A 12,440-nucleotide genomic window follows, 5' to 3' on the forward strand; every position below is an offset into this window, starting at 1 on the left:
ATCGGGAGGACACGCGGGTGAGCTGGCTCGACTCCATCCTCGGCCGCCGGCAGGGCCGGCCCGAGCGCTTCGCGGAGTCCGCGCCGCCACCCCCGCCGCCGACGTCGGCCGAGATCTTCGCCGCCGTCGAGGCGGTGGAGCAGCGGATCGCGGGACGCGCGCCGGCCGTCGTGACGGCGCGCGTCCACCGCATCGGGACGCGGGTGGCCGAGATGGTCCCGCGGCTCGACCGCATGGGGGTGGCGAGCCTGGAGGCGCACACGGTCGTGGCGACGGCCACGAGCTACCTGCCCGAGGCCGTCGACGCCTACCTGCGCCTGCCGCGCGACTTCGCCGACCGGCGCGTGGTCGCCGACGGCAAGACGTCGCTCATGCTCCTGTGCGACCAGCTCGACCTGCTCACCACCACGCTCGGCCGGATCTCCGACGCCATCTCGCGCCAGGACGCCGACGCACTGATCGCGCACGGCGACTTCCTCGCCGAGAAGTTCGGGAAGGGAAGCCTCGAATGACCTCACCGACCCCGCCGGCCGGCCCCGGCACCTCGCTCGCCGCCGCGCTCGCGCAGCTCGTGAGCTCGGGTGTCGCGGGCGGGCTCGACGCCGCGGCCGTCCGGGCCGAGGGGGCCGGCCTGGCGGCCGCCGTCGCCGAGGCCAGCCCCGGTGCCCCGGCCGCCTGGCTCGCGGAGACGGGCAACAAGGGGACGGCGACGTTCTTCGCCGCCGCCTCGGCCGCGCGCCGCTGGCGCAGCGGCCCGACCGACCTGCTCCAGGTGCTCCGGACGGCCGGCTCGCCCGAGGCGGCGGACGCCTACGCCGACGCCCTCGGAGGGGTCGCGATCGCCGCGGTCACGCTCGGCGCCGGTGGCCCGCAGACGGTCTCGGCGGCGTTCGAGGCGGCCTCCGCCCAGCGCGGGCTGCCGCCGGTGGCGTCCGGGACGTCCGCCGTGCCCGGGACGTCGGCGCCGGTGCTCGCGCCGGGGCTCGACGGCCTCGTGTCGTCGCCGGTCGGCCGAACCAGCTCCGCCTTCCCCGAGCTGCCCGACGCCGGGCGGCTCACGCCGCTCACGGCGGTGCCCGACGTCGAGTCCATCCTCCGGGCGCTCCAGGGCATGACGCCAGGTGCCCCGGGCGCCGGCGCGCTGCCCGCCGGAGCCGGCCAGCCGGCGCTGACCGGTCAGCCGACGCCGGGCGGCCAGCCGGCCCAGGCCGGCCAGGCCGCGGAGGAGACCGCCGCCGAGGCGGCGCAGGCGGCCGAGGCGCAGGAGCCCGAGCCGACCGTCGCGGAGCTGTTCGAGCGGCTCGACGACCTCGTCGGCCTCGACCGGGCGAAGACCGAGGTCCGCCGTCAGGTCGAGCTGCTGCGGATCGAGCGGCTGCGCACCGAGGCCGGTCTGACCAAGCCGACGCTCACCCGCCACCTCGTCTTCATCGGCAACCCGGGCACGGGCAAGACGACGGTCGCCCGCCTCGTCTCCCAGCTCTACAAGGCGATCGGGCTGCTCTCCAAGGGGCACCTCGTCGAGGTCGACCGGTCCGAGCTCGTCGCGGGCTTCCTCGGCCAGACCGCGCAGAAGACGTCGGAGGTCGTGGCGTCGGCGGTCGGCGGTGTGCTGTTCATCGACGAGGCGTACGCGCTGACGCAGTCGACCACGGGGACCGGCCCCGACTCCTACGGCCAGGAGGCCGTCAACACGCTCGTCAAGGACATGGAGGACCACCGCGCCGACCTCGTCGTCATCGTCGCCGGCTACCCCGGGCCGATGGCCGAGTTCATCGCGGCCAACCCCGGTCTGGAGTCGCGGTTCTCCACGACCATCCAGTTCGAGGACTACACCGACGTCGAGCTGCGCGAGATCTTCGCGCTCATGGCGAAGGGGGCGGACTTCGACCCGACGCCGCAGGCGCTCGAGCGCGTCGCCGAGATCACGGCGGCACAGCCGCGGCACGCCGGGTTCGGCAACGCCCGCTTCGTGCGCAACCTGCTCGACGACGCGATCGCGCGGCACGCCTGGCGGCTCAAGGACGTCCCGGAGCCGACGCTGGACGACCTGCGCCTCCTGCTGCCGGAGGACCTCGTCGACCCCGGGCCCGGGACGGCCGAGCGCCACGCCCGCGCGCAGGCCGACGAGCTCGGCGCCCGGTTCGGCGACGCCCGCGCGGTCCTCGACGCCCTCGCGGCCGAGCCCGCCGACCGCGAGCTGCTCGCCGGGACCGGCTTCCTCGGCACCGAGGATCCTTCGTCCGCCGAGAACGCTGACGACGACGCGACCACCGCCGCCGACGCGGCCACCGACGACGACGCGGCCACCGACGTCGCCGCCGACGCCCCGACCGGCTCCGTCGCGGCCGAGGACGCGACGGCCGCCGAGGACGCGACCGACGACACCCCGGCCATCGCGCCGACGACCGAGGAGGAGGGGTCATGACGACCACCTCGGCCTTCCCGACCGCGCGCCAGCGGCCGCAGCCACAGCGGCCGGGACCGCAGCAGCCGGGACCGCAGCAGCCGGCCCCGGCGCGGCGCTGGCGAACGCCTGACAAGCTCCGCCTCGCGATCGCGGCGTCCATCGTCTGCTCGCTGCTCATCGGCGGCTTCGGGCTCTGGCTCGGCCTGCGCCAGGCGGCCCTCCTCGGCGGTGCGGCGGCGCGGACCGAGCAGGCGATCACGCTGCTCGAGGTCCAGACGAACCTGACGCTGGCGAACGCCACCACGACGAACGCCTTCCTCGTCGGCGGGCTCGAGCCGTCCGACCTGCGCCTGGCGGCCGACGAGAGCTTCCAGGCGGGGGCGACGGCGCTGGCGGCCAGCACGGGTGACGCCGACGTCGCCGACGGCAGCGCCCTGGCGAGGACGTCGGCCGAGGTCGCGACCTACGCCGGGCTGATCGAGCAGGCGCGCGCGGCGAACCGCCAGGGCTTCCCGGTCGGTGCCGCGTACCTCGACCAGGCGACGACGCTGCTGGGCGAGCAGGTGCTCCCGGTCGTCGACGACGCCGTCGTCGCCACGACCACCGCGGCTGCCGGCAACTTCAACGAGGCGCGCGGGATGGTGTGGCTCACGCTCGTGCTCCTCGTCCCGCTCGGCGCGCTCCTCGCCATCCAGGTGTGGCTCTCCCGCGTGACCCGGCGCCGGTTCAACGTGCCGTTCGTCGTCGGGACCGCCGTGGTCGTGCTGGCGGGGATCTTCTCGGTCGGGACGCTGCAGGGCTCGGGCGCGCAGGCGGACCGCGTGCGCAGCTCGACCTACGTGCAGTCGCTAGCGCTCGGCCAGGCGCTCTCGGACGCTGCGCAGGCTCGGTCGGACGAGGCGTTCACGCTGATCCGGCGGGGCAGCGGAGCCGCGTTCGAGACGTCCTTCCAGGACACGATCGCCTCGGCGCGCAGTCACCTCGACCGCGGGAGCAGCGCGCCCGGCGGGTACGTCTTCTCCGGCCTGCGGGGCTCCCTCACCGACTGGGTGGACGGCCACGCGCAGATCCGCGAGCTCGACGACGCCGGGGACTGGGACGCGGCCGTCGCGCTCGCGACGAGCCGGGACGACGAGTCGCCCTCGGCGCTCTACCAGTCCTTCGCGGACGACGCCGGGACCGTCCTGGCGGACCTCTCGTCCTCGACCACCTCGCAGCTGCGCACCGCGGGATCGGCCGGCGTCATCGCCGCCTGGCTGCTCGCCGTCGCCGGGGTGCTGTGCGCGTGGCTCTCCGCGCGCGGCCTGAACGCTCGACTGCAGGAGTACCAGTGACACGCACGCAGCCAGTCCGTCGCCGCGTCGGCGGCCCCCGTCCGCTCGCGGCGGCGCTCACCGCCGTCGCCGCCCTGGCCTCGCTGGCGCTCGCCGCGTGCGGCGGGCCGACCGGCCTCGACGACCTCGGCCGGGAGAGCCCGTCCGAGCCGGTGGAGACCACGACCGAGCCGGGGACGACGCCGCCCGTCGTCATGTGCGACGACGCGACCGTGTCCTACGAGCCCGGCGGGACGAGCTCCGAGCTGTCGACCCTCGCCGACGTCGAGGAGATCCGCGCGAGCGGCACGATCGTGGCCGGCGTGTCGGCCGACACGCTCCTGCTCGGCGCGCGCAACCCGTTCACGGGCGACCTCGAGGGGTTCGACATCGACGTGGTGCGCGACCTGTCGACCGCGATCTTCGGCGACCCGGACCACGTGACCTACCGCGTCATCACGTCCGGCGACCGGGTCGGGGTGCTCGAGTCCGGCGACGTCGACGTCGTGGTCCGCGCCTTCACCATGACGTGCGCGCGCTGGGAGCAGATCGGCTTCTCGGCCAGCTACTTCGAGGCGGGGCAGAAGCTGCTCGTCGCCGACACGTCCGACGTCACGCGGCTGGAGGACCTCGACGGGCAGCGCGTGTGCGCCCCGGCCGGCACCACGACGCTCGACCGGCTCGCCGACTACGGCGCCGAGGCCGTTCCCGCGCCGACCCACTCGGCCTGCCTCGCGCTGTTCCAGCAGGGCCGGGTCGACGCCATCACGGGTGACGACACGATCCTCGCTGGCTTCGCTGCCCAGGACCCGCACACCCGCGTCGTCGGCGACGCGATCAGCTCCGAGCCCTACGGCGTCGGCGTCGGGTCCGACCGGGTCGACCTCGCGCGGTTCGTCAACGCGGTGCTCGCCGAGCGCGTGGCCGACGGGCGCTGGCAGGCGTCCTACGACCGCTGGCTCGCGCCGGCGCTCGGCCCGGACGTCGCCGCGCCGGTCCCGGAGTACGGGAGGATCCCGTGACCGTCGAGGGGGCCACCGGCCAGGCGCCCGGGACGAGCGCCGGGACGCCGGCACCTGGGACGACCGGCGTCGCCGCCCCCGTCCCGCCGGGACGGCTCGGTGAGTCGATCGGCGCCGCCGACCTGCTCGACTACCAGGCCGGGCTCGACCGCTGGCTGAACGACCGGCGCGCGGAGCTCGACCGGCTCGACCGCGCGGCGGCGAAGGCGTCCGGCGCGACGACCGACCCGGCCAAGGCCGCGGCGATCACGAACGACGTCGTGCTCGCGATGTCGATGTGGGAGACGGTCCGCGGCAAGGCCGAGGAGCTGCGCGCGCTGTGGGACTCCGGCCGCGCCGACTCGATGACCCGCGAGCGGATGTCCCGCGTCATCTGGGGCCGCCTCGACGGCGCCCAGGTCCCGGGCGACCCGACGGCGGCGACGAGCCAGGTCTCCCTCGCCGAGGCGACGACGCTGGCCGACGCGCTCATCCGCCAGCTCCGCACGCGCCTCGCGTTCGACGCCGACCACGCCGACCTCATGGCCCGCCTGCGCGCGATCCGCGCGGCCCTGGTGCGGGCGGGGGACCTCGTGGCGAACGCGCGCAAGACGCCGAGCACGCGGGACGACGCCGTGCTGGAGGAGGTCGAGCGCCTGCGCGCCGCGTGGGCGCGGGTGAGCGCCGACGCGGCGCGGGGCGCGGACGTCACCGGCCCGCTGGCCGAGCTCGAGACCGCGTCGATGCGCGCCGAGCGCGACGCCATCGTCGCCTCCGCCCGCGCGCACGAGGCCGAGCGGGACCACGCGCGGGCGACGTCGCTGGTCGCGCGGCTGGCCGCCCGACGCGTCACGCTCGCCGACCTGGTGACCCGCTGCCGCGCCGAGATCGCCGCGCCCCCGCTGCTCGCGGTCCCGGACGTCTCGCGCCTCGGTGAGGTTCCGCAGGGCGAGGAGGACCTCGCGGCCTACCTCACCCGGCTGGAGCAGGTGGCTCGCGCCATGGACCAGGTCGAGGACGCCTACACCGTGCCGCTGCGCACGCGGGCCTCGCTGCGCTACCGGCTCACCCAGGCGACCAACCGGGCGGCCGCCAACGGTCGCGACGCCTCACCGACCGTGCGCGCCGCCCGCGAGGAGGCGAACGACGCCGTGTCCGCGACGCCGTGCGACCTTCCGCTCGCCGTCGACCTCGTCGACCTCTACGACCAGCTCGCCGACGAGCTCCCCCACCGCAGGACGCCGACGACCGGAGGACGCCGATGACCGCCCCGCCCACCGCCGCCAGGTGCACTCAGCCCGGGTGCTCCGGCGTGATCGAGGACGGCTACTGCAACGTCTGCGGGACACCGGCCGGCACGTCCGGCGCCGGGGGAGCGGCCGGGGCCGCGGCCGGCGCCAACCTGCCGCTGCCGGGCGCGGCGGCCGGTGGCGCGCACGCGGCCGGGGCCGCGCTCGGCGGCGCCGTCGTGAGCCCGGCCTCCTCGCGGGTCTCGACCCGCACGTCCTCCTCGCGGCTGGCCAGCGCGGCGATCGGGTCGGCCCGCACCGGCTCGCGCGCCACGCGTCGGGCCGGCACCACCTCGACGCGGCTGCGCGCCCACCGGATCGGGGCCGGCCTCACCGAGGTCCCCCCGACCCCCGTCGAGAACCCGCTCGACGCCGTCCTGCCCAACCCCGAGGTGGCCGAGGGCAAGCGGGTCTGCCCGGGCTGCGGCTCGCCGGTCGGGCGCTCGCGCGACGGCGTCCCCGGGCGCACCAAGGGCTTCTGCCCCAAGTGCGGCGCCCGGTTCGACTTCGACCCGGCGCTCTCGCCCGGCGACGTGCTCGGCGGTCAGTACGAGGTGGTCGGCGCGATCGCGCACGGCGGTCTGGGCTGGGTCTACCTGGCGCGCGACCTCAACGTCTCCGGCCGGTTCGTCGTGCTCAAGGGCCTGCTGAACTCCGGTGACAAGGACGCCTACGAGGCGGCGATCGCCGAGCGCGAGTTCCTCGCCGAGGTCGAGCACCCGCTCATCGTCGAGATCTACAACTTCGTCATGTCCGGGACCGGCGAGGACGCCGCCGGGTACACCGTCATGGAGTACGTCGGCGGGAAGTCGCTCAAGGAGATCCTCAAGGACCGCCAGGCGCGGGCGGGCGGGCGGATCGACCCGCTGCCGGTCGACCAGGCGCTCGCCTACCTCATCGAGATCCTGCCCGCCTTCGGCTACCTGCACGAGCGCGGTCTGCTCTACTGCGACTTCAAGCCGGACAACGTCATCCAGCAGGGCGACTCGCTCAAGCTCATCGACCTCGGCGGCGTGCGCCGGATCACCGACGAGACCTCGGCGATCTTCGGCACGGTCGGCTACCAGGCGCCGGAGGTGCCGACGGAGGGACCGAGCGTCGCCTCCGACATCTACACGATCGGCCGCACGCTCGCGACGCTCGTGCTCGACTTCCGGGGCAACACGACGACGTACGTCGCGTCGCTGCCGCCGGTGTCGGACACCCCGCTGTTCGCCGAGCACGACTCGTTCTACCGGCTGCTGCTCAAGGCCTGCGCGCCCGACCCGTCGGACCGGTTCGCGAGCGTCGACGAGCTGCGCACGCAGATGCTCGGCGTCCTGCGCGAGGAGGTCGCGGCGAAGCCGACGACGACGCGGCCGCTCCCGTCCACCATCTCGCCGTACTTCGAGAACCCGACGAACGACGCCCCCGACGTCCCGCTGCGCTGGGACGAGCTGCCGCGCCTGCGCGTCGACCCGAGCGACCCGATGGCCGCGTGGCTCGCGGGGATCACCGACCCGGTCGGCCGCGTCCAGGCGCTCGCCGGCGCGACGCAGGTGACCCGCGAGGTCAAGCTCGCGCGCGTCTACGCCGCCGTCGAGGCGGGGCTGGCGAACCAGGCCGAGGCCGGGGCGGCCGCGCTGCTCACCGAGGACCCGTGGGAGTGGCGCGCGCTGTGGCTGCAGGGCCTGCACGAGCTCGCGGCCGGCGACCCGGTCCGGGCGCGCGCGTCGCTGAACGCGGTCTACGGCCAGGTCCCGGGCGAGCTCGCGCCGAAGCTGGCGCTCGCCGTCGCGTGCGAGCAGAGCGACGAGCTCGACGTCGCCGAGCAGCTCTACCTCGTGTGCGGGGGGACCGACGCGACGTACACGGCCGCGTCGGCGTTCGGCCTGGCCCGGATCCGGGCGAGGCGGCGCGACGTCGCCGGCACGCTCGCGGCGCTCGACATGGTCCCGCGCACGCGCGGCTCCTACCCCGTCGCGCGGGCCCGCCGGGCCGGGGTGCTCGTCAGCACGGCCCGGGACTACGACCACCTCCAGGACGCGCTCGGCAGCATCGACGGCGTCCCGCTCTCGCCGACGCTGCGGGCCGAGCTGGAGATCGCGGCGTACGAGGCGGCGCTGCGGCTCTCCGGCGGCGGGGCGTCGGTGTCGACCGGCGTCCGGCTCGCGGGGGTGGAGATCAAGGAGGGTCCGCTCCGGCTCGCGCTGGAGAAGGCCTACCGCGAGCGGGCGCGACTCGCGGAGACCGCCGATGAGCGGATCGACCTCGTCGACCGCGCCAATGCCGTTCGACCGAGGACACTCACATGACACACGACACGACGGCCGGCCCGGCCGCCGAGCCGACGCCGACCGGGTCCGTCGACCCGGTCGGGGCCCAGGAGGGGACGGAGCAGATGGAGCCGAGCGAGCTGACGGAGCCCGGTCCCGCGGCGCCGGTCGAGGCGGAGCCGACAGGCCCGTCGGCCGACGGACTGGACGTCGAGGAGACGTCGGCCGAGGCGTCGTCGACCGGGGAGACGGAGCCCGACGTGCCGGTCGCGTGCCCGACGTGCGGCGTGACGGCGCTGCGCTCGGCGGTCTACTGCGAGGAGTGCGGCGCCGCCCTGACGGGCGCCGGCGGCGGATCGTCGCGGCCCGGCGCCCACGCCGCGTCCGCGTCCGACCCGACGGCGGCCGACGACGAGCCGACGCTGTCGGTTCCCGCGCCCCCCGTCGGCCAGCTCGACGACCCCGCGGCCCCCGCGTCCGGCGACACCGCCGAGACCGGCACCGACCCGGCCGGTGACGGCGACGGCGACCCCGCGGCCGACGAGGACACCGCGCTCCCGTCCGACGACTTCGGCAGCCCGGAGCCCTACGGCACGCCGCTGAGCTCCGGCTTCGCCGCGTCGGCCTACGCCACGACGCGGAGCGTCCCGGCCGTCGCCCCGGCGATCCGGGTCTGCTCGTACTGCCAGGGCACGATCGCCCCCGACGGCTACTGCCTCGAGTGCGGCGAGCGCGAGGTCTCGAGCCGCGACCGGTTCGGTGAGCGGCCGGCCGCCTGGCTCGCGGGCGTCAGCGACCTCGGGCTCGTCCACCGGCGCAACGAGGACGCCCTCTCGCTCGCCGTCGCCTCCGGCGGGGGCGCAGCGCCGGCCGGCACGGGCGTCGTCGTCGTGTGCGACGGCGTGACGACCGCGCCGCACTCGGACGTCGCGAGCCTCGCGGCCGCGCAGGCGGCGTCGGGCGCGATGTGGCGCACGATCGTCGACGGCGACCCGCGCGCCCCGCGTCGCGGCCTGCTCGCGGCAGCGGTCCAGGCGGCCCACGCGGCCGCGGTCCAGGCCGTGCTCGCCACGACGCCGCCCGACCTCCCGGCCGACGACGCCCCGAGCTGCACGTTCGTCGCGTGCGCCGCCGAGCCCGGCACGATCGTGACCGGCTGGGTCGGCGACTCGCGCGCCTACTGGTTGCCCGACGACGGCGCGCCGAAGCCGCTCACCGTCGACCACTCGTGGGCGGCCGAGATGATCGCCGAGGGGATGAGCGAGGCCGAGGCGATGGCGGCGCCCAACGCGCACGCCATCACCCGCTGGATCGGCCACGACGCCCCCGGCGACGGACCCGAGGTGGCCTGGATCCACCCCGAGGGCGCCGGACTCCTGCTCGTGTGCAGTGACGGGCTGTGGAACTACTGCTCCGACGCGGCCGAGCTGGCCGAGCTGGTGGCGCGCACGCGCGAGGAGCGGGGCGCCGGGCTCGAGGCGATCGCCCTCGGGCTCGTCGACTGGGCGCGCGCCCAGGGCGGCCGGGACAACATCTCGGTGGCGCTCGCGCGAGTCGATAGCCTAGAACCGGCGACATCGACCGCACCGACCACGTCGGCCCCGGCGTCCGGCGCGGTGGCCGAGCCCGCGCGGCCGGTCGAACCGGCTGGTTCGACCGAACCGGCCGGTTCGGCCGAGCCGGCCGGTTCGGCCGAGCCGGCGTCGCCGCGGAACCCTGCTCCGACGGCTGACCCCGTGACCACCACCGACCCAGACGGAAAGGACACCGATGGCGACGTTCAGCGCTGAGGTCTTCTCGAACGAGTACCTGCCCGAGGGCGCCACCGACGTGCACGCCATCGTGCAGGTCCGGGCGACCGGGGCCGGTGCGGGTGCGGCCGGCGGCGTGCCCGTCGGCGAGGCCGCCGAGATCATCATCTTCGACAACTCCGGCTCGATGACCGGTCGCAACCTCGAGGCGGCCAAGCACGCGGCCAGCGTCGCGGTCGACCAGATCGTCGACGGGACCTACTTCGCGATCATCGCCGGGTCGCACGTGGCCGAGCGCGTGTTCCCGTACCCGAACGCGCCGGTCGCGATGGTCCGGATGGAGCCGCGGGCGCGGGACGAGGCCAAGCGGGCGATCTCCCGCGTCCAGGCGTCGGGCGGGACCGCGATGAGCTCGTGGCTCATGCTCGCCAACCAGACGTTCGCGACGCTGCCGCCGGGCATCCGCAAGCACGCGATCCTCCTGACGGACGGCAAGAACGAGTCCGAGCCGGAGGGCAACCTCCAGCGCGCGATCCGCGCCGTCCAGGGCAGCTTCCAGTGCGACGCCCGTGGGGTCGGCGACCGGTGGGTCGTGAGCGAGGTCCGCGAGATCGCGACGGCCATGCTCGGCTCCGTCGGCCTCATCGCCGACCCGTCCGGCATCGCGGCCGACTTCGAGCAGCTCATCCGCTCGTCCATGGCGCGCGGGATCGCCGACGCGGCGCTGCGGGTGTGGACGCCGCAGGGCGCGCAGCTCCTGTTCGTGCGCCAGGTCGCCCCGACGATCGAGGACCTGACGAACCGGCGCACCGTCGTCAACCCGCTCACCGGCGACTACCCGACCGGGGCCTGGGGCGACGAGGAGCGCGAGTACCACGTCGCGATCCGCGTCCCGTCCCGCCCGCTCGGCTCGGAGCAGCTCGTGGCCCGGGTGCAGATCGTCGCGGGCGGGCAGGCGCAGACCTCCGGCCTGGTCAAGGCCATGTGGTCGAACGACCCGTCGCTCACGGCGCGGATCAGCCCGGCCGTCGCGCACTACACGGGGCAGACGGAGCTCGCCACGGCGATCCAGGAGGGCCTCGCCGCCAAGGCGGCCGGTGACGAGCGGACCGCGACGATCAAGCTCGGTCGCGCCGCGCAGCTCGCCCAGGAGACCGGGAACGACGAGGCGACGGCCCGCCTGCGGCGCGTCGTCGAGATCGACGACGCCGAGCGCGGCACCGTCCGGCTGCGGACCGACACCTCCCGTCTCGACGAGATGGCGCTGGACACCGCATCCACCAAGACGACGCGAGTGAGGAAGTGACCATGGCGACCTGTCCACAGGGACACCTCTCCCAGGCCGACGACTACTGCGACACCTGCGGCGAGCCCATCGGCGCCGCGGCCGGTGGCTCGGGCGCGTCGGGGGCCGGCGCCGTCGGCTACGGCACCGGGGGCGCGCTCGACCTGAGCGGGCTGAACGGCGCCGCCGCCGAGCCGGTCTCCGTCGAGTGCCCGACGTGCGGCACGCCGGCCGCGCCCGGTGCGCTGTTCTGCGAGAACTGCGGGTACGACTTCACGACGGGGACGGCGGCCGCACCGCTCGTCGCGCCCGAGGGGGCGGCGGCGAACCCGGCCGGTGGTGCGGGGGCCGGTGCGGAGGCCGAGCCCGGAACCGCCGAGGGATCGGCCGAGGCTGCCGAGGCCGAGGCCGGGGACGGGGAGCCGGAGCAGGAGGCGACGGCCGAGCCGGCCGCCGAGGGCGATGGGTTCGACACTGGCGACGACGCCGCGCAGGCGGCCGCCGAGTCCGAGGGCGCGGAGCCTGAGGGAGCGGAGAACGCCGAGGGCGAGGCCGAGTCCGAGGCCGCCGAGGGTGCGGGCGCCGACCCCGAGGGCACGGAGAACGCCGAGGGCGCCGAGCCTGAGGGCGCAGCGGAGGCCGCGGAGCCGGGTGCCGGGGACGGCGGCGCCTCGTCGGCGGCCGTCGCGGGCGCGCTCGCCGCGCGCACCGCCGAGCCCGCCCGGACGTGGGTCGCGGAGGTCTGGGTCGACCCGGACTGGTACGCGGAGCAGCGGCCCGAGGACGCGATGCCGTCGGCCGCCGCGCCCGTCGTGGTGCCGCTGCGGCGCACGAGCGTCCTGGTCGGCCGGCCCTCGCGCTCGCGGGGCATCGAGCCGGACGTCGACTGCGGGACGGACGCCGGGGTCTCCCGGCGGCACGCGCAGCTCTCGACGGACGGGCTGCGCTGGTGGATCGAGGACCTCGGCTCGGCCAACGGGACGTACGTGAGCCCGGTCGGCAGCCCGATCCCGACGACGCCGATCCAGGTCGGCGAGCGGGTCGAGCTCGAGGAGGGCACGCGCGTCTACCTGGGTGGCTGGACGCGGCTCGTCGTGCGTGAGGCCTTCCCCGGCGAGGCCTGACGGTGGGAGGGT

At 75.9% G+C, this 12,440-nt stretch carries 9 protein-coding genes; all 9 read left to right on the forward strand.

The genetic code is table 11. The annotated features are described in order from the left end of the window. Positions 1-17 precede the first annotated feature (17 nt). The 9 genes from EDD28_RS08420 to EDD28_RS08460 are packed head-to-tail and all read left to right on the forward strand — an operon-like array spanning position 18 to position 12,428. Positions 18-512 (forward strand): hypothetical protein, encoded by a 495-nt coding sequence (locus EDD28_RS08420; protein ID WP_123739199.1) that lies wholly within the window; start codon positions 18-20, stop codon positions 510-512. After that, complete coding sequence (locus tag EDD28_RS08425) at positions 509-2,428, forward strand: AAA family ATPase (RefSeq protein ID WP_211339143.1); 1,920 nt, start codon at positions 509-511, stop codon at positions 2,426-2,428. Before EDD28_RS08420 ends, EDD28_RS08425 begins: the two co-directional genes overlap by 4 nt. Beyond that, on the forward strand, positions 2,425-3,744 hold the full coding sequence (locus tag EDD28_RS08430; protein ID WP_123739200.1) for a hypothetical protein: 1,320 nt from the start codon (positions 2,425-2,427) through the stop codon (positions 3,742-3,744). The genes EDD28_RS08425 and EDD28_RS08430 overlap by 4 nt, the downstream gene beginning before the upstream one ends. After that, the gene (locus EDD28_RS08435; RefSeq protein ID WP_245967972.1) at positions 3,741-4,745 is read left to right on the forward strand and encodes a glutamate ABC transporter substrate-binding protein; all 1,005 of its coding nucleotides are present in this window, start codon (positions 3,741-3,743) and stop codon (positions 4,743-4,745) included. Before EDD28_RS08430 ends, EDD28_RS08435 begins: the two co-directional genes overlap by 4 nt. Continuing rightward, positions 4,742-5,989 carry a hypothetical protein gene (locus EDD28_RS08440; protein ID WP_245967973.1) on the forward strand — a complete coding sequence of 416 codons (1,248 nt, stop codon included), beginning with the start codon at positions 4,742-4,744 and terminating at the stop codon, positions 5,987-5,989. Before EDD28_RS08435 ends, EDD28_RS08440 begins: the two co-directional genes overlap by 4 nt. Further along, positions 5,986-8,307 (forward strand): serine/threonine-protein kinase, encoded by a 2,322-nt coding sequence (locus EDD28_RS08445; RefSeq protein ID WP_123739201.1) that lies wholly within the window; start codon positions 5,986-5,988, stop codon positions 8,305-8,307. The genes EDD28_RS08440 and EDD28_RS08445 overlap by 4 nt, the downstream gene beginning before the upstream one ends. Further along, complete coding sequence (locus EDD28_RS08450) at positions 8,304-10,058, forward strand: protein phosphatase 2C domain-containing protein (RefSeq protein WP_123739202.1); 1,755 nt, start codon at positions 8,304-8,306, stop codon at positions 10,056-10,058. Before EDD28_RS08445 ends, EDD28_RS08450 begins: the two co-directional genes overlap by 4 nt. After that, positions 10,039-11,325 carry a VWA domain-containing protein gene (locus tag EDD28_RS08455; protein WP_123739203.1) on the forward strand — a complete coding sequence of 429 codons (1,287 nt, stop codon included), beginning with the start codon at positions 10,039-10,041 and terminating at the stop codon, positions 11,323-11,325. The genes EDD28_RS08450 and EDD28_RS08455 overlap by 20 nt, the downstream gene beginning before the upstream one ends. A 2-nt stretch (positions 11,326-11,327) precedes the next feature. Further along, entirely contained in the window at positions 11,328-12,428 is a 1,101-nt protein-coding gene (locus EDD28_RS08460) for an FHA domain-containing protein (RefSeq protein ID WP_123739204.1), read from the forward strand. The last annotated feature ends 12 nt before the right edge of the window (positions 12,429-12,440 follow it).

Origin of the sequence: Salana multivorans, assembly GCF_003751805.1 — a bacterium.
Lineage (GTDB): Bacteria > Actinomycetota > Actinomycetes > Actinomycetales > Beutenbergiaceae > Salana > Salana multivorans.